The sequence below is a fragment of the Saccharopolyspora phatthalungensis genome, assembly GCF_014203395.1.
Classification (GTDB): domain Bacteria; phylum Actinomycetota; class Actinomycetes; order Mycobacteriales; family Pseudonocardiaceae; genus Saccharopolyspora; species Saccharopolyspora phatthalungensis.
The window spans coordinates 4,603,704-4,623,012 of sequence record NZ_JACHIW010000001.1 but is presented as its reverse complement, the minus strand read 5'-3'; the positions used below and the strand labels follow the sequence as shown (position 1 = coordinate 4,623,012).

Annotated in this window: 25 protein-coding genes; 13 read left to right on the top strand and 12 right to left on the bottom strand. The window is 68.3% G+C overall.

Translation table 11 applies throughout. The features are described from left to right. Window positions 1–42: 42 nt before the first annotated feature. Genes mftR through BJ970_RS21255 form a run of 3 tightly spaced genes read left to right on the top strand, consistent with a single transcriptional unit; the run spans window position 43 to window position 2,031 of the window. Window positions 43–618: a mycofactocin system transcriptional regulator MftR gene (mftR, locus tag BJ970_RS21260; protein WP_184727861.1), complete on the top strand. Its 576-nt coding sequence runs from the start codon at window positions 43–45 to the stop codon at window positions 616–618. A 58-nt stretch (window positions 619–676) separates the two neighbouring features. Then, on the top strand, window positions 677–811 hold the full coding sequence (locus tag BJ970_RS38940; protein WP_281399464.1) for a hypothetical protein: 135 nt from the start codon (window positions 677–679) through the stop codon (window positions 809–811). After that, on the top strand, window positions 808–2,031 hold the full coding sequence (locus BJ970_RS21255) for an NAD(P)/FAD-dependent oxidoreductase (RefSeq protein ID WP_184727860.1): 1,224 nt from the start codon (window positions 808–810) through the stop codon (window positions 2,029–2,031). Before BJ970_RS38940 ends, BJ970_RS21255 begins: the two co-directional genes overlap by 4 nt. Window positions 2,032–2,116: 85 nt before the next feature. Here BJ970_RS21255 and BJ970_RS21250 read toward each other — a convergent pair whose 3' ends face one another. The 5 genes from BJ970_RS21250 to BJ970_RS21230 form a co-directional block, all read right to left on the bottom strand. Continuing rightward, window positions 2,117–3,007, bottom strand: a complete 891-nt coding sequence (locus BJ970_RS21250; protein WP_184727859.1) for a universal stress protein — start codon at window positions 3,005–3,007, stop codon at window positions 2,117–2,119. A gap of 169 nt (window positions 3,008–3,176) precedes the next feature. Further along, window positions 3,177–3,830: a thiaminase II/PqqC family protein gene (locus BJ970_RS21245; RefSeq protein ID WP_184727858.1), complete on the bottom strand. Its 654-nt coding sequence runs from the start codon at window positions 3,828–3,830 to the stop codon at window positions 3,177–3,179. Between the two features lie 79 nt (window positions 3,831–3,909). Continuing rightward, window positions 3,910–4,107, bottom strand: a complete 198-nt coding sequence (locus tag BJ970_RS21240) for a hypothetical protein (protein WP_221467254.1) — start codon at window positions 4,105–4,107, stop codon at window positions 3,910–3,912. Between the two features lie 300 nt (window positions 4,108–4,407). Then, window positions 4,408–5,232 carry an oxygenase MpaB family protein gene (locus tag BJ970_RS21235; protein ID WP_184727856.1) on the bottom strand — a complete coding sequence of 275 codons (825 nt, stop codon included), beginning with the start codon at window positions 5,230–5,232 and terminating at the stop codon, window positions 4,408–4,410. A gap of 342 nt (window positions 5,233–5,574) precedes the next feature. After that, window positions 5,575–6,606, bottom strand: coding sequence for a DNA polymerase IV (locus BJ970_RS21230; RefSeq protein WP_184727855.1), 1,032 nt, complete (start codon window positions 6,604–6,606; stop codon window positions 5,575–5,577). A 209-nt stretch (window positions 6,607–6,815) separates the two neighbouring features. Between BJ970_RS21230 and BJ970_RS21225 the strand changes: the two genes are divergently transcribed. After that, window positions 6,816–7,295, top strand: coding sequence for an NUDIX hydrolase (locus BJ970_RS21225; protein WP_184727854.1), 480 nt, complete (start codon window positions 6,816–6,818; stop codon window positions 7,293–7,295). 48 nt (window positions 7,296–7,343) lie between these two features. On the opposite strand, the gene BJ970_RS21220 is transcribed toward BJ970_RS21225, so the two are convergent. The 5 genes from BJ970_RS21220 to BJ970_RS21200 all read right to left on the bottom strand — a co-directional run bounded on the left by BJ970_RS21220 (window position 7,344) and on the right by BJ970_RS21200 (window position 10,472). Beyond that, entirely contained in the window at window positions 7,344–7,820 is a 477-nt protein-coding gene (locus tag BJ970_RS21220) for an NUDIX hydrolase (RefSeq protein WP_184727853.1), read from the bottom strand. Between the two features lie 22 nt (window positions 7,821–7,842). Beyond that, window positions 7,843–8,844, bottom strand: a complete 1,002-nt coding sequence (locus BJ970_RS21215; RefSeq protein WP_184727852.1) for a phosphotransferase — start codon at window positions 8,842–8,844, stop codon at window positions 7,843–7,845. 182 nt (window positions 8,845–9,026) lie between these two features. Then, entirely contained in the window at window positions 9,027–9,227 is a 201-nt protein-coding gene (locus BJ970_RS21210) for a DUF397 domain-containing protein (protein WP_184729264.1), read from the bottom strand. Window positions 9,228–9,468: 241 nt separating this feature from the next. Next, window positions 9,469–9,669, bottom strand: a complete 201-nt coding sequence (locus BJ970_RS21205) for a DUF397 domain-containing protein (protein ID WP_184727851.1) — start codon at window positions 9,667–9,669, stop codon at window positions 9,469–9,471. Further along, window positions 9,666–10,472, bottom strand: a complete 807-nt coding sequence (locus tag BJ970_RS21200) for a helix-turn-helix domain-containing protein (protein WP_312864342.1) — start codon at window positions 10,470–10,472, stop codon at window positions 9,666–9,668. Before BJ970_RS21200 ends, BJ970_RS21205 begins: the two co-directional genes overlap by 4 nt. A 170-nt stretch (window positions 10,473–10,642) precedes the next feature. On the opposite strand from BJ970_RS21200, the gene BJ970_RS21195 reads away from it, so the two are divergent. From BJ970_RS21195 to BJ970_RS21175, 5 genes are all read left to right on the top strand, one after another. Further along, entirely contained in the window at window positions 10,643–10,882 is a 240-nt protein-coding gene (locus BJ970_RS21195; protein ID WP_184727849.1) for an HC3 family zinc finger protein, read from the top strand. Beyond that, window positions 10,879–11,127, top strand: coding sequence for a hypothetical protein (locus tag BJ970_RS21190; RefSeq protein ID WP_184727848.1), 249 nt, complete (start codon window positions 10,879–10,881; stop codon window positions 11,125–11,127). Before BJ970_RS21195 ends, BJ970_RS21190 begins: the two co-directional genes overlap by 4 nt. Further along, complete coding sequence (locus BJ970_RS21185) at window positions 11,124–11,510, top strand: hypothetical protein (RefSeq protein ID WP_184727847.1); 387 nt, start codon at window positions 11,124–11,126, stop codon at window positions 11,508–11,510. The genes BJ970_RS21190 and BJ970_RS21185 overlap by 4 nt, the downstream gene beginning before the upstream one ends. Then, window positions 11,507–12,157 (top strand): hypothetical protein, encoded by a 651-nt coding sequence (locus tag BJ970_RS21180; protein WP_184727846.1) that lies wholly within the window; start codon window positions 11,507–11,509, stop codon window positions 12,155–12,157. Before BJ970_RS21185 ends, BJ970_RS21180 begins: the two co-directional genes overlap by 4 nt. A 96-nt stretch (window positions 12,158–12,253) precedes the next feature. After that, entirely contained in the window at window positions 12,254–13,417 is a 1,164-nt protein-coding gene (locus BJ970_RS21175; protein WP_184727845.1) for a MalY/PatB family protein, read from the top strand. A 31-nt stretch (window positions 13,418–13,448) separates the two neighbouring features. Here the strand turns inward: BJ970_RS21175 and BJ970_RS21170 are convergent, their stop codons facing one another. Beyond that, window positions 13,449–14,267 (bottom strand): alpha/beta fold hydrolase, encoded by an 819-nt coding sequence (locus tag BJ970_RS21170; RefSeq protein ID WP_184727844.1) that lies wholly within the window; start codon window positions 14,265–14,267, stop codon window positions 13,449–13,451. A gap of 67 nt (window positions 14,268–14,334) precedes the next feature. Between BJ970_RS21170 and BJ970_RS21165 the strand changes: the two genes are divergently transcribed. Together BJ970_RS21165 and BJ970_RS21160 are read left to right on the top strand one after the other, a co-directional pair. Then, window positions 14,335–14,865 carry a CGNR zinc finger domain-containing protein gene (locus BJ970_RS21165; RefSeq protein WP_184727843.1) on the top strand — a complete coding sequence of 177 codons (531 nt, stop codon included), beginning with the start codon at window positions 14,335–14,337 and terminating at the stop codon, window positions 14,863–14,865. A 113-nt stretch (window positions 14,866–14,978) separates the two neighbouring features. Then, window positions 14,979–15,455, top strand: a complete 477-nt coding sequence (locus BJ970_RS21160) for a hypothetical protein (protein WP_184727842.1) — start codon at window positions 14,979–14,981, stop codon at window positions 15,453–15,455. A 60-nt stretch (window positions 15,456–15,515) separates the two neighbouring features. Here the strand turns inward: BJ970_RS21160 and BJ970_RS21155 are convergent, their stop codons facing one another. After that, the gene (locus tag BJ970_RS21155; RefSeq protein WP_184727841.1) at window positions 15,516–17,879 is read right to left on the bottom strand and encodes a xanthine dehydrogenase family protein molybdopterin-binding subunit; all 2,364 of its coding nucleotides are present in this window, start codon (window positions 17,877–17,879) and stop codon (window positions 15,516–15,518) included. A 429-nt stretch (window positions 17,880–18,308) separates the two neighbouring features. On the opposite strand from BJ970_RS21155, the gene BJ970_RS21150 reads away from it, so the two are divergent. Together BJ970_RS21150 and BJ970_RS21145 are read left to right on the top strand one after the other, a co-directional pair. Continuing rightward, entirely contained in the window at window positions 18,309–18,500 is a 192-nt protein-coding gene (locus BJ970_RS21150; RefSeq protein WP_184727840.1) for a hypothetical protein, read from the top strand. After that, window positions 18,497–19,021 (top strand): GNAT family N-acetyltransferase, encoded by a 525-nt coding sequence (locus BJ970_RS21145; RefSeq protein WP_184727839.1) that lies wholly within the window; start codon window positions 18,497–18,499, stop codon window positions 19,019–19,021. Before BJ970_RS21150 ends, BJ970_RS21145 begins: the two co-directional genes overlap by 4 nt. Window positions 19,022–19,309: the final 288 nt, after the last annotated feature.

Here is a 19,309-nt window from a genome sequence, read left to right as displayed (position 1 = left end):
AACACTGCTGGCGCAGATTCCCGACCCGGCGGTCGGCGGCGGGTGACCACCGCGGCCGAACTGGAACAGGTCGCGTTCGAACTCTTCGCCGAGCAGGGCTTCGAGCAAACGACCATCGCCGACATCGCCCGCGCGGCCGGCATCGCGCGCCGGACGTTCTTCCACTACTTCCCGTCGAAGAACGACATTCCGTGGGGCGATTTCGATCGCGAACTCGACCGCATGCGTGCGGATTTCCGCGCCTCGCCGCCGCAGATGCCGCTGGTGGACGCGATCCGCCACGGCCTGGTCGAGTTCAACCGGGTCGCCCCGGAACAGGTCCCGGCGCACCGGCGCCGCATGCGGCTCATCCTCCGGGTGCCCGTGCTGCAAGCTCACTCCACACTGCGGTTCCGGGCCTGGCGGCAGGTGATCGCCGAGTTCGTCGGCGCCCGCGTCGGTCAGCCCGAAGACGCCCTAGCGCCGCAGGCCATCGCCCACGCCACGCTCGGCATCGCCCTAGCGGCCTACGAGCAGTGGCTCGACCGGCCCGATTCCGATCTCACCGAGCTGCTCGACACCGCAATGCGCGAACTGGTGGCCGGGTTCAACACGAGCAAGCAGCCGGAAGCCGGATGACACCGGGTCACGGATGACCCTGCGCTGAATCCCCGGGCCTAGATGTTGCCGGGTCTCGATGTCGCCTTCTGTGGGAGCTCCGGTCGGTCATGACTACACCGATCCAGCCGACGCGGATAGGCTGCCTGGGATGATCAACGACGAGAACGAGATGTTCGACTGCACCGTGCGGATCCCGGCGGAGCAGCGATGACCGCAGTGATCGTCGGCGCCGGTCAGGCCGGCGCCCAAACGGCGGCGGCGTTGCGCCGCGAGGGTTACGCCGAGCCGGTTGTGCTGATCGGCGCCGAACCCGAGTTGCCCTACCAGCGCCCGCCGTTGTCCAAGTCGTTCCTCGAAGGCGATGAGGCCGCGCTGCCTCTGCGCGCGAAGTCCTTCTACGCCGACAACGGGATCGAGCTGGTGACCGGCGAGCGGGTAACGGCGATCGACCGCGAGGGCCGCACCGTCGGCTTCGGCGATGGGCGTCGGCTGGGTTGGGAACGACTGGTGCTGGCTACCGGCGCCCGGCCCCGGCGGCTGGGCATCCCCGGCGAGGAGCTGGCGGGCGTGTGCATGCTGCGCGATCTCGCCGATGCCCGCGAGATCCGGTCCCGCATGGCGGCGACCGAAGCGGTCGTGATCATCGGTGGCGGTTTCATCGGCTTGGAGCTCGCCGCCGCTTTCAGCGGCCGAGCCGAGGTCGTGGTGTTCGAGGCGACCGACCGGCTGATGGGCCGCGCGGTCACGGCCGACATGTCGGCGCACTTCGCTCGCGCGCACGCGGAAAGCGGTGTGGTGCTCCGATTCGCCCATCTGGCAGCGGAGTTCATCGGTCGGGACGGGCGGGTGACCGGCGTCCGCACGACGGACGGCCGGACCTTCCCCGCCGATCTCGTCGTCATCGGAGCGGGCGTGCTGCCCCGTGACGAGCTCGCGCGGGACTGCGGGCTGGCCGCCGACAACGGGATCCTGGTCGATGCGACCCTCCGCACCTGCGATCCGGCGGTGTTCGCGATCGGCGATTGCGCTCGTTTTCCCAGCGCCCGCACCGGTTCCTCGGTGCGTTTGGAGTCGGTGCAGAACGCCCTGGACCAGGGGCAGCACGTGGCGAAGCAGATCACCAGCGGAATCGTCGGCGAGTATCGCAGCCTCCCCTGGTTCTGGAGCCACCAGAGCGACCTGAAGCTGCAGATCGCCGGGCTGGCGGATGGTCACGACCGGACCCACTTGATCGGCGACCCGGGCGAGGGCAAGTTCTCGGTGCTCGCCTTCCGGCGGGGAGAGCTGGTCGCCGTCGAATCGCTGAACCGCCCGTCCGACCACATGGCCGCCCGCCGCCTGCTCGCCGCGGGCCGAACCGTCCCGTTCGACGAGGCCACCAAGCCCGGCTTCGACCTCCGCGCCTACCAGCGCCGCACCCAGCCGAGCTGACAGCACATCCCGTCGGGACGACAGCACATCCTGTCGGGACGACAGCACATCCCGTCGGGATGGAAGGGGCGGAAGGGAATTGGCGTCAGTGCGGGGTGTCGCGGGCGATGAGCACCGGGCACGGCGCGTGGTGGATCAACTTGTGGCTGGTCGAGCCGAGGTGCGCGCCCGCGACCCCGCCCCTGCCGCGGGCTCCGACCACCACGAGTTGGGCTTCCTTCGCGCGGGCGAGCAGCTCCGCGGTCGGTGATCCGCGGCTGACGAACCGCTGGACCTCGACGTCGGGATACCGCGCGCCCCAGCCCCCCAGGGCCTCGGCGACGAACCGCTCTTCGTTCTCGTTGACCTCCTGCTCGGGCAGCCGGGAGCGCATCCACCTGAGGTCGATCCCGAGCACCTCCCAGGTGTGCACGACGTGCACCGGGACCGTCCAAGACGCCGCCACGGCGAAGGCGTGCGCCAGCACCAACTCGGCGGACCGGGCGTCGTCCACTCCGGCCAACACGGGGCCGGTCACCGGGAAGGTCAGCGGCTCGCCGGTATCCGGCACGACCACCACCGAGCAGTGCGCGTGCGCGGCGGCCTTGACCGCGACCGAACCGGCGAGCAGGCCCGTAAACCCGCCGAACCCGCGATCCCCCACCACCAGGAGCCCGGCGTTCTCGGTCTCCGCGATCAGCACCTTCTCCGCCGTGCCGGGCACGGACGCGGTGCCGACGGGCACGTCCGGCGCCTGCTCCCGCGCGACATCGGCACTGGCGTCCAGCCAGCGCGAAACCTGTTCGCGAATGTGCACCCGGTGTTCCCTCGGCAGGTGCAGACCGGGCGTACCCGCCAGCACGGGCTGGGCGGTCGCGTCCGCATAGACGATCCGCAGGCCGGACCGGCGCCGCGACGCTTCCCGGGCCGCCCAGCGAGCGGCATTCCGCGCGACCGCCGAGCCATCGACTCCCACGACTACAGGTCCGCCGTTCATCCAGACCTCCCGGTGTTGTCCCCTCCCCACCAGGGTGGTCCAGCCCGCGCCGATGCGCTCACCGGAGGCGCGCGGCTGGGCGGGCGGCCGTTCAGCGGATCGGCGCCCCCACGGGGCCAGCTAGTGCCCCGTCCCGGCACGTCGACCGACCGCCGCGGCGCGGTGTTGCCTAAGCCTGATCCGCCAGGGTGTTCCAGAACATCAGCTCGAAGTTCTGAAAGAGACGACCGTATTCGCCGGCCGCGTCGGTGATGAGTCCGGCTTCGATGCCCTCGTGCAGTGCCGCCGATGCCACTTCGTCGGCGTCGGGTGGTGGCGAAGCGAAGAAGTCGAAGAACGCGCACGCCTCGTCGTCCAACCCGTACCGGGTGCGCAGCGCTTCAGCGATCGCGGCGCAGTAACTCCCCCAGGCCGCGAAGTTCGCGGTCACCGCGACGACCACGTCCGCGGGCTCGGCGTTCAACGCCAGCCACGCCAGATAAGCGGGATATGCCTGGCAACCGGCCTGTGGCCGGTAGCTGCGAACCGCTGCCGCGTCCATCCCCAAAGCCGCGGACAATGGCGGAAGCGCCTGCCACGCCATGCCCTCCCCTTGCGCCAGCCCGGCGAAGAATTCCCGTACGGCCGACCCCTGCGCGCGGCCGGCCAGGGTCAGGAAGCTTCGCCAATCGCTGGCAACGATCCGGTGCTCCTCGGCCGCCAAAACGGCTAGCACGGTTCGCGAAACCCGCCCCTCCTGGACCAATGGCACGAACCGATTATCGCCCTCGTTCAGCGCGAGTTCTTCCTGCAGCGAGGTCAGGAAATCCTGCACATTAGCCATTCTGCGAAACCCCCGGTCCGGCGCGTGATCCACTCTGCCGACCGCGCTACCCACACAGGTAGCGCCGCCGATGGCAGGTTCACCTGGGCATTGCGGCATTTCGGCTCACCGCCTCCGCGATGATCGATGCGAATTGTTCCCGATTGGTCAGGTGTGGACCGTGCCCGGCGATCGTCTTTGACCGCGCGCCCGGGATCGGCTTCCCGAGAATCTCCATCTCTCCCGCTCCGCGGAACTCGTAGTGGAAATGCAGGTCTGACACGGACACGTGCCGCATGCTCCCGATTCCTCCTTCAGCCGCCAGGGTGCGGCCGACGAGCGTGGCTCACCGAGCTTACTAGACTCAGACTCTAGTGGCCAACTCTAACCAATCTGGATCGAGTCGCCAAGCCTGACGACGTGGACGTCGCGGTTTCGTTGGAGCCGCGTGACACCAAGGCAGAGAGACGCCACTCGCGCGCGTCATGGCGACATCCGGGAGCCTGAGCGCGCAACCCGGTTGGCTTCCGGAGTCGTGCATCGCCGAACCTTGTCTACATAGAACTGTCCACAAAGCTCATTGTCCGGCGAGGGTGTGTCAGACGAGGGGTCGGCCGGTCCTGATGCGGCGGCGCAGGTCCCAGCGGACCAGGTTGAACGGGAACCGGCGCACGACCGGCGGCAGCCGCCGCACGATGGCCGCGAGCACCGACATCAGCGCGTCGAACCGGCGCTGGTCCCGGGCGGTCCACGGCAGCCGCATCTCCTCCCGGAAGCGCTCCGGGAGGAATCCGGTCGTGACGAACTTGTTGAAGTGGCCGAACAACAGCGACACCGGGCGCGGCAGCCAGGCCAGCACCGTCAGGTCGTAGAGGTAGTCGCGCACGGTGTCATCGATGGAGATCAGGTTCAGCGACTCGGTCCAGTACTCCTCGAACCCGGCCCGGCCGGCCGGCCACGCCTCCGGCGGGACCTGCAAGGTCGTGCCCAGCACCGCCGCGTCCCGGTAGAAGACCTCGGCCGTTTCGCCGCCGAGTTCGCCGAAGAAGATCCGGTAGAGATCCTCGATGCCCTTGTACAGGCAGGCCGCCACCCAGAGCTGGAGGCCGGGGTCGAAGGCGTCGTATGCGACCGGGCTCGAATCCGTCGAGCGCACCCGCGCGTGCACGCGGTTCACCCCGCGCCGGAACAGTGCTCGCTCCCGCTCGGTCCCCATCGTGGCGACCACGAGGTAGCCGAGGGTCGTGCGGGTCCGCTTCACCGGATGCCGGAACAGCTGGCCACTTTCGACCCGGCTCTCCAGCACGCCGTAGCCCACACCGGGACGGGCAAGCTGCATGATCACGTTCGCGTTGCCAGCCAGCAGATCCGCACCGAGCACCGCGTCATCGATTCGCTTGGGCTTGTCCGCCGAAACCGCCACCGTCGGCCACCCTCCGCAGCGGATTCAATTTTGCACACGGTCGTTCCCAGATAGCGAACAGCGCTCCCGCCGATCTGTCAAGATTGCTGGATGAGCCCGTCTAGCCTTCGGATCTACGGCGTTGTGCGAGGCGATCACGGTGCGGGGCGCTGACCGCAGCGATTTCGCGCGAAAAAGACGTTTTCTCCGCAAGGCGTGGGCGATTTCGCACGAAAACGCCCACCTCGCGGGGCACGCGTGGTCGGTGATGGCGAGGACGGCGCAGATCACGGGAGCCAGGTCCAAGCCGGGTAGCGGTAGCGCCCGTTCGCCCGCCTGGGCTAGGTGAACGGGCCGTTCGCTTTAGCCCGCGGCGCGGGCGATCTCGGCACGGACGCCGAGCAGACGCACCGGGCGGTCCAGGGGGAACCGGTCGAGGGCGGTTTGGGCGGCTTGTTCGATCGCCGCCGCGTCGCGGGTGTGGGTCGGCAGCGAAACGCCGTGGGTGTGGGTCGCGAACCGGGAGTCGCGGACCTTCACCACGACCCGGCGGGCCAGGGCGTCCTCGGCCGCGAGATCGTCGGCGACGACGTGCGACAGGCGAGTGATCTCCGCGCGCATTTCGGCCTTGTCGCGCAGGTCCTGCTGGAAGGTGGCCTCCCGGCCGTGCGAGCGCGCCCGGTAGGGCTCGTCGGTGACCGGCGTGGAATCGTAGCCGTGCGCCAGCGCGACGAGCCAGGGCCCGATGTTGGGTCCGAAATCGCCCACAAGATCGGCCATCGCGGTCCGGGCCAAGTCGCCGACGGTGGCGATACCGCGCGCCGCGAGCTTCTTCGCGGTTTTCGCACCAACGCCCCACAACGCGTCCGTCGGCCGCGCCGCCATGACCTCGACCCAGTTGGACATGTCGAGCCGACGCACCCCGGCGGGCTTGGCCAGTCCGGAGGCGAGTTTCGCCCGGAGCTTGTTATCGCCGATGCCCACCGAACACGCCAGGGCGGTGCGCTCCCGCACATGCCGCTGAACCGCCCGCGCGGTCAGCTCGGCGTCCTCGGTGTCGACGAGCATGAACGCCTCGTCCCAGCCGGCGACCTCCAGGATGCCGCCGACCTCCCCCAGCGCCGCCATCACGTCGGCGGATGCCGCCAGGTAGGTCTCGCGGTCGGCGGGCAGGAACACCGCTTCCGGGCAGCGGGCCGCCGCGGTACGCAGGGGCGTCCCGGAGCGGACCCCGAACTCCCGCGCCTCGTAGGAGGCGCCGGCGACCACGCCGCGCTGCTTCGGGTCGCCGGAGCCGCCGACGAGCACCGGCCGCCCCCGCAGCTCAGGGCGGCGCAACAGCTCGACCGCGACGATGAACTGATCGAGATCCACATGCAGCACGACCCGTTCCACGCTGCCAGCATCGACGGGTTTCGGGATTTTCGCCAGAGCGGACGACCCCGCGTTGATCTCAGCAACCCGTTGCGCGAGGTCGACATGAACGCTTGGTGATCGCGCGCGTCGCGCTCGGACCCGCACGGCGAAACCTCGCCACCATCCACATCGGACCCGGAAGCGCGCGGCTACCCCCGCAACGCGATCGTGTGCGCGACACTGGTGGGGTGAGCAAACGAAGCGCGGGCATCCTCCTGTTCAAGATCGAAGACGGTATTCCTCACGTCCTCGTGGTGCACCCGGGCGGTCCGTTCTGGAAGAAGAAGGACGCCGGCGCCTGGTCGATCCCGAAGGGCGAATACGACCCCGACGAGGACGCCCAGTCGGCGGCGATCCGCGAGTTCGGCGAGGAGACAGGTACGCAGCTGACCGAACGCGAACTGATGCCGCTCGGCGAGGTCAAACAGCGCAACGGCAAGCTCGTGACCGCCTGGGCGGTCGAGGGTGACTTCGACGCGGACGCCCTGCGCAGCAACGAGTTCGAAATGGAATGGCCGCCGAAATCCGGTCGCCGCCAAAGATTCCCGGAAGTCGACCGCGCCCTGTGGTGCGACCCGGAAACCGCCCGCGAAAAGCTCAACCCGGCGCAGGCTGCCTTCCTCGACCGCCTGCTTGACCTGCTGCGGAGCACCGGCCGCCTACCGTGAGCTGTGTTCCCGCCCGTCGTAGTCGATAACCGAAGCCGGGACCCGGGCTCACGACAGCTCCAGCACGCGCCTGCCGATCTCGGCATCGATTGGACTCATGTCCACGGCAGGCGGCGTGTGCGGGATCCACCACTGGAAGTCCGACGCCTCGTCGTTGACCACCAGCCGCGGCACTGCCTTCAGGTCGGTCCGGTAGACCGCCGCGTATTCGTGGCGCGCGGGCCGCACGAGCTCGAACTCGACGACAGCGGCCAAGTCCAGCGCTGTCGTCCGGATTCCGGTCTCCTCGGCCAACTCCCGTATCGCGGCCTGGCGCGGCGATTCGCCCGGCTCGCGCAACCCGCCAGGTAACTCCCAGTAGCCTCGCAGGCCATTGAGCATCATCAGCACGGCGTCGGCGAGGCCGACCACGACCAGCGACAGCGGCATCGACCGGTCGTCGAAGGAGGCCAGTTCGGACTCGGCCGTGAACCGGATGTCAACGAGCACGTTGCCAACCCGATCACGCAGTGGCAGCTCGGCCATGATTCCCCTTACCGATCGGAGTTCAGCCGTCCCGCGTCGGCGAGAGGGCCAGGTTTGCGATGCCGGTGGACGACAGGACGCCGCGAAAGGCCGACAGCGCATCCGCCCGCTCGGCGTCGGGGTACCGGAGTTCCAGAATCTGTGCGGCCGGGCCGGCGAGGTCTTCCAAGGCGCGCACACAGCGGTAGTAGGCCAAGCGGTCGGGATCGACGTCGGCGGGCCCGTACCCGGCGAAGAACCACTGCTGCTCCTGCGGGCTCACCGGGGCGAAGGGAAGGACCCCACCGATCACGAACAGGAGATCCCGTTCGCGCGGCGCGACAACCGTGTCGTCCCAGTCGATCAGCCAGACTTCCTCGCCGCGCAACAGCAGGTTCCCCAGATGCGGATCGCCGTGGCACACCACGTTGGACGCGTGCCGGGAGCGAAGTCCCCGCCCCAGGTCGTCGGCCTGCGCGAGGAGCGCACCGATCCGGTCCGTCGCGGCGCACCACTGCTCGGCCAGGCAACGCACCAGGTGATCGGCCGAATCCCTGGCCGACGTGCAGTCGCCGTGCAGGACACGCACGGCCGATGCCCAACGCTCGTGCGTGTGGTCCTCGCGAGGCAACGACGTGGCCGCCTCGACCGGGGGCGTGGCGGGCACCTGCGCGAGAAGCGCTCCGTAGGATTCCCAGTGGTGCGCGGTCATCCCGCCGTTCAGCGCGCCGTCGTCGGAAACCCACGGCACCAGGGACAGGCGACGACCTGCGCGCTCGCTCCACAACTCGCCACGGCGGGTCGCAACCGGCCCCACCACCCCGGACACGCCGCGCTCGACGAGCCAAGCCGACACGGTCAGCCCGGCGGTCGTCCCGCCGCAGCTGTACTTGACGGCGTACCGAGCACCGCCGGAGCAGACCCCGCGCCAGACCTCTGCCGCCACGTCCGCGCCGACCCCAACCGGCTCGATCGCCACGAGGTCGATGCCGAAATCTTCCCGAACCCACACCCGCAGACGATCAGCAGCGGAGATGTCGGACATGTCCGGAACCTAACCAGGTAGTCCCAGGCTTCCGCCAGCGAATTTCCCCGGTTGTGAGCGGATGGTCACCCTGGCGCCAGTGCTACCGAGGCGTACCACGGGTTTCTCGGCAATGACCGCCAACGCCGCGAAAGCGGCCCCCGATCACACTCCGATCGAGGACCGCTTTCGTTCACCTAGGTTCAGACCTCGAACCGGTCACCCTTCACAGCGGCAATAAACGCCGACCACTGCCCAGCGCTCGCGGTGAAGTACCCGGCGGCCCGATCCTTCGTGTCACGAACGGCGGCGCCGTCACCGATCCGGCCGACCTCCACGCAGTTGTCCGTCTGCGTAGAACGGCTCGACTTCCGCCAGTTCTTCGGCTCGCGCGGCAATGTCATGATGTCGTCTCCTTCTTTGATGACGTCGGCGATGAGCTTGGATGACACGGCCGGGCCCATCGCCATCTCCCATGAGCAGTCGTTCGCGGTCACTGTGCAGCCGGGCAAGTTCCAGCGAGCATTGCAGCCCACGTTCATGACTGACAAGGCTGTGTTCCCCGGCCCGGTCTAACGCGCGTTCAACGAACGAAAGCGGCCCCCGATCACACTCCGATCGAGGACCGCTTTCGTTCACCTAGGTTCAGACCTCGAACCGATCACCCTTCACAGCGGCAATAAACGCCGACCACTGGCCAGCGGTCGCGGTGAAGTACCCGGCTGCCCGGTCCTTCGTGTCGCGAACGGCAGCGCCATCACCGGCCCTGCCGACCTCGACGCAGTTGGTCTGTCCGCCACTGACCGTCGATTTCCGCCAGCCTTCGGGGGCCTGCGGTACCGTCATGATGTCGTCTCCTTGGATCTGATGACATCGGCGATGAGCTCGGTTGCCTCTGCTGGGCTCATCGCCAACCCGCGCAGCGTATCCACTGCGTGCCTGTAACTTTCCACCGTCTTCTCGTCGGTGATCGTCGCTGACGAACCAAAGTGCTCAAGATGCAGCACCGGTTTCGTCCGCGAGAACTCAAGGAGCGCCCACGAGCCGCTGAGCATCGCGGCTGCTGGCCGGTCCATTGGCAGCACATGAAGCATGACATTGTCGAGCTCGGCTATACGTTGCAGGTGACGCAGCTGGCCAACCATCACATCGTCGGGGCAGACCGGATATCGCAGCGCGTACTCGCCGACAATCGCGACAAGTTGCTTGGCCGGTGCGTCGGTCAGCACATGCTGTCGTCCGATGCGGAGCGTTGCGCGTTGCTCTGCCTCTCCGCGCGAAGCTCCGAACGCGATCATGATGTGACGGGCGTATTCATAGGTCTGCAAAAGCCCCGGGATCATCAGCGGCTCGACGTTGGTGATTGTCTGCGCGGTTCGCTCGTACTCGGTCAACGCGGCGAGTTGCTTGTCGATGCCCGGAGCGACCCAGTTCGGGTCGAGTGCATCGCGGGCCAGTTCGAGCAGCCGGTCACGATCAGCGCCGTTGACACCCAGGACCGCAAGGACGGTTGCGGTATCGGCCTCGCTGGGGTTGAGCCGTCCGTTTTCCCATCTCGATATATGCGAGCTGCTGCGGCCGATGATCTCGGCAAGCTTGCGTGTCGAATACCCGCGCCGCTCGCGTGCCTGTCGTAGTTCCGCTCCCAATGCTCGGGCGCGCGGGGTGTCAGCGCTGCTTGCCATGCAGCAATCGTAAGCCGTGCACAGATCGTCACGGCACCATCAGCCGATTGGAGCACTAGCGGAATTGCTGCATGCATCAGATACTGATGCATGCAGCAGATCCGCTGCTGGAGACAGCTTAGTGGGGAGGCTTCATGTCGTATCAGCCCCATCCGTTCAGCTGGGCGCCTGCCGGTGGCCTGCGGCACGCCAGCACCGACACCAGACCTCGCAAGGGCTACCCGACCGGTTTCGTGGTGGCCACCCTGTGCGGCTATCAACTGGCCGCGGAAAACACCACTCTGGCTTGGCTTTGGGACAAATGCCCGGCCTGCAACGACAAGGTGCACGGCCGCGCTAACACCCCGACGCCGCACGCGGTCGGTGCGAAATGAGCACCGCCCACGAGCTCGCGTTGCGGATCCGGGGCGTGATCGCGGCGCTGTGTCTCGCCGTCGGTGACGTGGAGCGGGGCCTCTACAAAGACGCCGACCGTGCGCGCCTGGCCAGCTATCTCGACGCCCTCGCCGCCGCGCTGCGCGTTGGGTCGACGACCCGTCAGGGCCCGGTCGTCGACTCGTTGCGGGTCAATGAAACCGGCCAGCAACCGGCCATCGAGCCGCCGAGGGCCGACCAGTGACGCCCGCGCTCGTCTCGACCGGCGTGCTTGTCGTCGGTGCACTCGCGGTGTGGGCGACGCTTTACTACGCCCCCGCCCGGCATTCCGGGGGTGGCCAGGGTGCGTTGACGGTCTCCTACCTGATCGCGCGGGTGGAGTCAGAGACCAGCGGCGGCCGACACCGCCTCCGCGAACGCGAGCCGCGCACGGTGCAGCTTCGCGGCGACCTCGCCGACGACATCGCGAACGAAGAAAGCCGAATCCTGCCCCTTGTCCAGCCCGGACTACCGGTCGCCGACCGCGCATCTTTCCCACTGGCTAGCGACCGTGACGCGCTCTTACGACATCGGGGCTGCTGCGGCGAATCCTGGCCGGGCTCAACCGTACATGGGGTGAATCGATGAGCAATACCAAGGAGAAACTCAACGCCTTGATCTTGAACTTGGCGAAAGTGCAAGAGCACGCCCAGCACCTGCACTGGGTGTATGAGCGAGCGCGCCAGGAAGTAGCCGAGCTGATGTGCGAAGTGCCCGCCGCGAACACCGTGGCAAGCAATGCCCTGCTGGCACACCTCGAAGACGGCAGCCGCGCCGGACTGGAACTCATGGTGATACGACACCACCGGGAACGGTCCCGCGTGCTGCACACGCCGAGCGATGCGGTTGCGCACACGCGGACCACGAGCGCGCCCCCGAACCCTTGGGAGAACAACCGGGTGGTGTGGTTCCTCGCGCACTTCACCGGCCTGCCCAACGGCACGCGGTTCGGGATGCGGTTCGACCCGGATACCCGCCGACCCACGGCCGGGACCATCACCGCGCCGGATGGCTCGTACGCGTCCGTGATGCTCGAACCGACGCCTGACGGGACATGGTCGGTGACCGAGAGCGGCCCGACACCGCTGTGGACGGCAGTCGAAAAGGCACACCAGCTCTGGCAAGCTGCCGGTGAACCGGGGTGGTCGCGGCTCGGGGTGACCGTCGAGGCGGACGATCAGTGGGTGTGGATCGACGAGCCGCATGGCGAGCACCAATGGAAGCTCACCCTGTGATCGTTCCCGCAAACGACGAACGTTGCGCACACCCCTGGGTGTGCGCAACGTCGCGGCACCTTCACTCACGACTCAGTACGCCGCATAATCGCGAGAATGACCATCGCTGAGTTGCACGCCGAGTTCGATGCCCTGCGCGCCGATGAGCTGCGGTTGCGCCGCACGCAGAAGTGGTCCCAGGTCGAGCCGGACGTGCTGCCCGCCTGGCTCGCCGAGATGGACTACCCGCTCTGCCAGGTGGCCCGCACCGTGCTGCGAGAGTTGGTCGACCGTTCCGACTTCGGCTATCCAGTGCTCGGCGAGTACCTCGCGGCGTTCGCCGATTGGGTTGCGCGGGAACAGCATTGGCGCGTCGATCCCGCGCTGCTCTCGCCCGTCTGCGACGTGATGGCCGGGCTCGAAGCGGCGGTGCGCCGGTTGACCGAGCCCGGCGACGGAGTCGTGGTGCTGACCCCGGCCTATCCCCCGTTCCTGGTCATGCTCGCCCACCTCGACCGGCCGATCCGGGAATGCCCGCTACGGCACACCGACGACGGCTGGCGGATCGACTTCGACGCGGTCGCCGACACCCTCGCGGCAGGCGCGCGGGCAATACTGCTCTGCCACCCGCACAATCCGACGGGCCGGGTGTGGTCGCCCGCCGAGTTGCAGGCGATCGCCGAACTGGCCGACCGGTATGGGGCTTTCGTGATCAGCGACGAAATCCACGCGCCGCTGCGCGCGGGTGACCAGGATTTCATCCCCTACGCGGCGGTCAGCGAGCTGGCCGCGTCACACGCCGTCGCGGTCAGCAGCGTGTCCAAAGGGTGGAACGTGCCGGGACTCAAGTCCGCCGTGCTGGTGTGCCAAGAGTCCACGAAGCACGTCCTCGACACCATCCCGCCGTACGAGAAGATGCGCACCGCAGTACCCGGAATCGCCGTCGCGACCGCACTGTGGCGGGACGACGACGGCTGGCTGACGGCGGTGCGCAGCTACCTGGACCGCGCCCGCGACCGGTTGCAGGCGTGGGTGGACGAGCGCCCGCAGGTTCGCTGGCATCGCGGTCAGGCCGGTTACCTGGCTTGGTTGGACGTCCGCGAGCTGGGTCCGGAACCGGCCGAAGTTTTGCTGCGCAAGGCCCGCGTCCGGGTCGTCCCAGGAACGGACTTCGCGCCGCCCGGTTCGGCGGCCGGCCAAGGCTTCGTCCGCTTCAACCACGCGACTTCGCTGCCACTGCTGGAGGAGTTGCTCGCGAGGCTGGGCTCAGTTCTCAATTGACGATGTCCGGCGAAACCACCTCCGGGACCGGTCATTCGGCGAGGAATTCGGTCAGGTTGGCTGTGAGGGCGGCCGGGTTGTCCTCTTGGACCAGGTGGCCGGCTTGGTCGATCCAGGTCAGGCGGGCGTGCGGGATTCGCTCCGCCAGGCGCTTGGCCCGGTCTGCGGGCAGCCAGTCGTCCCGGTCGCCCCAGGCGATCAGGACCGGGCAGGCCAGCTCGGCGTAGCGGTCCTCCACTTCGCGGGTGAAGCGCTCGTCGGCCTGGCGGATCTGGCGGTAGAAAGCCGGTTGGCCCGCCTCGCCCAGCCAGGGCGTGACCAGCGCGTCCAGGACGTCACCGCGCAGTTCGCGGTGCGCCGCCGTCGTGATGTAGCGACGGACCAGCGCCTCGTGCAGATGCGGCGGAAGGGCCGCGAAGACCTCGGAATTCTCGCGCACCAGACGGAAGAAGTCCGAGCCCCAGGGACGCACACTGACCGCGTCCACCAGCGCCAGCCGTCCATATTGGACGCCGTCAAGCAAAGCGGTTCGCAGCGCCACCGCGCCGCCGAAGTCGTGGGCGACGACCGAGGTGGTGCGCAGGTTCCAGTGCCGCAGCAGATCGGTGAAAACCGCCTGCTGGGCGGCTAGCGAGACGTCCTGGCCCTCACGCATTTCGGACTGCCCGTAGCCGGGCATGTCCCAGACGAACACCTGGTGCCGGGCGCTGAGCGCAACGGCGACATCGCGCCAGACATACGACGAGAACGGCGTCCCGTGCAGCAGCACGACCGGATCTCCCTCCCCCATGCTCGCCCAGCGGACCGTCCCGTGCGCCGACTCGTGCCGCTCGGGCAACTCCCAGCTCATCCCAACCTCCCGTCCGCCTTTGCCGGTAACGTTACCATCAAATAGTCTAAGATGGTAACCTTGACGTGTGGCACACGACCGCCCGGCCGCACCGGGCAAGCTGGCACCAGTCGAGGCGTTCGGCAATTCGGCACGCTTCCGGTACGGCGAAGACGCCTTGGCCGACCTGGCGAGTACGCAGACCTGGTTGCGCGAGCACGGTTGGCACGACGCGGCCGACGAGCTCGACGAACCCGCACACCAAGAACTAGTCCGCGCCCGCGAGACGATCCGCGGCCACCTCGCCGGAACCGATTCAACGGGGCTGAACGACTACGCGAGCCGACTGCTGCGGCCACCGCAGTGGCAGGACGGCCAGGTGGTGATCCCGACAGCGAACGGCACCGAGGTCGAGCGCCTGATCGGCCGGCTCATCGCGGCCCTGGCCCTGGACGGGCTCACCGGCAAGCCCGGTCGGCTCAAGGTCTGCCACGCCGACGACTGCCGCTGGCTGTACTACGACCGCTCGCCGGCCAACAACAGCACCTGGTGCAGCATGGACAGCTGCGGAGCGCGCCACAAGATGCGCGCCTACCGGACGCGCCGCAAAGAGTCCTGATCCGCCCGATAATCGGGGCAGATCCGTGGCAGCGGTGCTTGCGCGACCCAGTCCCACACCGCAAATGACTTACGCCGCAGATAAAACAGACCCTAGGAACAGGAGCCACTTCGATGCGAGTCGCGATCACCGGGCACCGGGAACTGCCAGTGGAAACGGCTCGCCTCGTGGAAAGCCGGCTGCGGGCGGAAATCGGCGGCTACCGGGCCGCCGAGCTTGTCGGCGTGACCTGCCTGGCCGATGGCGCGGACAGCATCTTCGCGCGGCTCGTGCTGGCCCACGGCGGTCGGCTGTCCGTGATCATCCCGGCCAGCGAGTACCGCGCCGGGCAGCCCGAGCCGCACCATGCGACTTTCGACGCGCTCTGCGCCAAGGCATCCGAGATCATCGAGCTCGACTTCGTCGCCCCGGAGCCGCCGGCCTACCTGGCGGCCGGCCTGCGCATGCTCGACACCGCCGACCACCTGATCGCCGTCTGGGACGGCCGCCCGGCCCGCGGGCCGGGCGGCACCGCCGATATCGTCGCGGCCGCACACGACCGCGGACTCTCCGTCACGGTCGTCTGGCCGCCGGGCGCGCAACGCGCCTGACCCGAACACCGGCCCCGGGTGCCGTCCGAAACCCTTGCTGGAAAAGGGGAAACTTCCGGATCACACCACGGCTTCGTCCGCTTCGTCCGGCGCTTCCTGGGGGCGCACCGGCAGCGTGCCGAAGACCGCCGGCGGTTCCTTCCAGTAGGTCGCCGAGCTACCGGCCTGGATCGCGGCCCACACGCGCTCCGGGGTGGTCGGCATGTCGATGTGCCGCACCCCCAGGTGCTTCAGCGCGTCGATCACCGCGTTCTGCACCGCAGGCGTGGAACCGATGGTGGCGGACTCGCCGATTCCCTTGGCGCCCAACGGGTTGTGCGGGCTCGGCGTCTCGGTGTTCGACACCTCGAAGGACGGCAGGTCAGCCGCCGACGGAATCGTGTAGTCGGCCAGGGTGCCGGTCTCCGGATTGCCGTCGACGTCGAAGGTCACCTGCTCCCACAACGCCTGCGCGATGCCCTGAGCCGCGCCGCCGTGCTGCTGACCGCGCACGATCATCGGGTTGAGCACCCGGCCGCAGTCGTCCACCGCGATGTGGCGTAACGGCCGGACAAACCCGGTCTCCACGTCCACCTCGACCACCGACACGTGCCCGCCGAACGGGAACGTCGCGCCCGCCGGGGCGAAGTCGATGTTCGCCGCCAGCCGGTCACCGCCGTCCGCGGCGGCCCGGGCGAGCTCCGCCCAGGCGACCGTCGCGCTCGGCACCCCGGCCACGCCGAGCCTGCCATCGTCGGTCAACTGGATGTCGTCGACCGACGCCTCAAGCCGGGACGCGGCGAGTTCCTTGGCCTTCCGCAGCACCAGATCGCCGGCCTCCTGCACCGCACTACCGGCGATCTGCAGCGACCTCGACCCGCCGGTTCCCGAACCGCGCGGCACCTGCTCGGTGTCGGACTGAACGAACTCGATCGACTCCATCGGAATGCCGAGCCTGTCGGACACGATCATGGCGAACGAGGTCGCGTGCCCCTGGCCGTGGGCGGAGGTGCCGACCTTGATCCGGGCACCGCTCTCGTGCACCTCGACCTCGGCGTACTCCCCCGCGCCCCCACCGGTGATCTCCACGTAGGCGCTCACCCCGATGCCCAGTAGCAGGTGCTCGCCGGCGGCGATGCGACGAGTTTGCTCGGCGCGTAACGCCTCGTAGCCGGCCAGCCGCAGCGCCTCGGCAAAGGGCCGCTCGTAGTCGCCGCTGTCGTAGTTGGCGCCGACCACCGTCTTGTACGGGAAGGACTCCGGCACGAGGAAGTTCTTACGCCGCAACGCGACCGGGTCCATATCCAGCTCGGCGGCGGCCAGATCCATCAGCCGCTCCAGCATCGCCGCGGCTTCGGGCCGTCCCGCGCCGCGGAACGCGCCGATCGGCGTGGTGTTGGTGATCGCTGCCAAGGCGTCATAGCTGATCTTCGGGATCTGATAGACGCCCTGCGCCATCATGCGCGTAGATCCCATTGCCAACCCGCCACCGAAGCCCGCGTAGGCACCGGCATCGCCGATGACGCGGCAACGGAGCCCGACGATGGTGCCGTCGCGCTTGAGCCCTAACTCCGCGAACTGCACCTGCGCGCGGCCATGCGGCATGGCCTGCATGTTCTCCGAGCGCGTCTCGACCCACCGGACCGGCCGTCCCAGGCGCCGGGCGACCGCGACGGCCACCGCGTGCTCAACGATCGTGCCGGCCTTGCCACCGAACGCGCCGCCGACGTGTGGCGAGATCACCCGCACCCGCTTCGGATCCCAGCCGAAAGTCTTGGCCAGCCCGTTGCGCACGCCATGCGGCATCTGTGTCGAGACGTGCACTGTGACTTCATAGTCCTCGTCCGGCCCGCCCGGCTGCACAGCGATCGCGTTGCCCTCCAGCGGAACCACGGCGACGCGCTGGTTCTCGATCCGGGCCCGCACCACGACGTCGGCGCCGGCCAGCACGTCTGCCCCGGCGGCGTCGCGATACCCGCCGGCCACATTCGAACCCAGCTCCGGAAACTGTTGTTCCGCTGCGGGCTCCAGAGCCTGCTCCGGGTCCGCGACGACGGGCAGCGGGTCGTAGTCGACGTCGACCAGTTCGATCGCGTCGGCGACCGCGGCGGCGCTCTCGCCGACGATCACCGCGACCGCCTCACCGACGAAACGCACTCGGTCGGTGGCCAGCGGCGGCCGTTCGCAGCGCGAGTTGAGTTCGATGAAGGGTGGCGGGACCGGCACATCCAGATCTGCTGCGGCGAACGCCGCGACGATGCCCGGCGCGGCGGCAGCGGCCTTGACCTCGACGCTTGCCAGGCGCGCGTGCGCGACCGGCGAGCGGACGAAAGCCAGGTGCAGCATGCCATCGAGATCAAGGTTGCCGACGTAGGTGCCCCGGCCCCGGAGCAGCTCCGGGTCTTCGACCCGTTGGACTTCGGTCCCCAATAATGAACCCGCCATGTTCGAACCCTATCCGTCCAGTCGCCGAGAAGCATCGAGAAAACCGGTTGCGGAGGGAACACAACAACGAACATCCGGCGAAAATTCCCCGCCAGATGTTCGCTTCGGGTTCGCGCCCCCCAAGGGCTCGACGGCCAGCCTGCGCTCAGCGCCTCGGCGGGCGCAGCCCCGTTCCCGAGCATCGAGCTATTGGTTCAACCAAGAGGATCGTGGCGTCGTCTCTCGCGCGTTCGCGGCCCCTGGGTTTCACAGACTGAAATTCGCTTTTCACAATAATGAAAACCACGCTGACCTTTTTCAGCACGGATGCGGCAGTGCTCGACCCACGGCCCTGCCAAAGCACGCCGATCAGCACCCGTCGACGTCCGATTCGCGACCCAATGCGACGGCTCACCCTAATCCGGTGGACAGCCCGGTGAGAATCGGCTCGTGAACCACGTCTGGACCCTCGCGCCGGTCGACCCGGCCGAACCCGTCGTCGTCCGACTGCTCCGCGACTACATCGACGAGTTGGCGAGCCACGCCGAGCATTGGCCCGAGAAGACGCTGACATGCGCGGAGGAGCAAGAAGATCCGGAAAAGAGCTTGACGTTTCGAAAGGGTGCAGTGTGGGTGCCATGAGGCCACAGGTGATCCGTACCGAGCGGCTCGGGTTGGTGCCGCTTCGCCTCGATCACGCCGCGGAAATGTCGTGCGTGCTCGCCGATCCGGATTTGTACGGATTCATCGGCGGTGTCCCGCTTACGCCGCACGAACTGCGCTCCCGGTATGAGCGGATGCTGGCAGGCCCGCCGGATCCCGCGGTGTCCTGGTGCAACTGGGTGATCCGGCTGCTCGACGAGGCGCGCCTGGTCGGCGCGGTCCAGGCGACGATCACCCCCGGTTATCCCGGACCGGTCGCCGAGATCGCCTGGATCGTGGGCACCGACTGGCAGCGGCAGGGCATCGCGAAAGAAGCCGTGCGCGGCCTCGTCGACTGGCTGCGCCGGAAACCGGTGCGGGGCATCATCGCGCACATTCACCCGGAGCACCGAGCATCGGCCGCGGTAGCAACGGCGACGGGCCTGAAGCCGACCGGCCACTGGCACAACGGAGAACTCAGCTGGCGCCTGACCCTCAAACCCGCCACCACCGCAAGCTGAGTCCGGGAGGCCAGGACCACCCGGAAGGCAAATCGGCGTGTCTCGGCGGATATCCCGAAATTCGGGATCATCGGGCTCCGCATTCACGTTGGAGGCGAAGCACTTCTGGCCGCGCAGTGTCCAGTGTGCACAGTGCAGCGGGTCCGTCGCGGCTGGCCAACATCGCCGCCGCCCTGCTTCTCGGTCCCGAACATCGCGCTTCTCAGCAGCGAGCCGAACCGGGCGAGCTCAGGCCGAGCGCTGCGACTGCCCGCGACTCCATGAGCCCATTCCGCGATGCGGAAACCA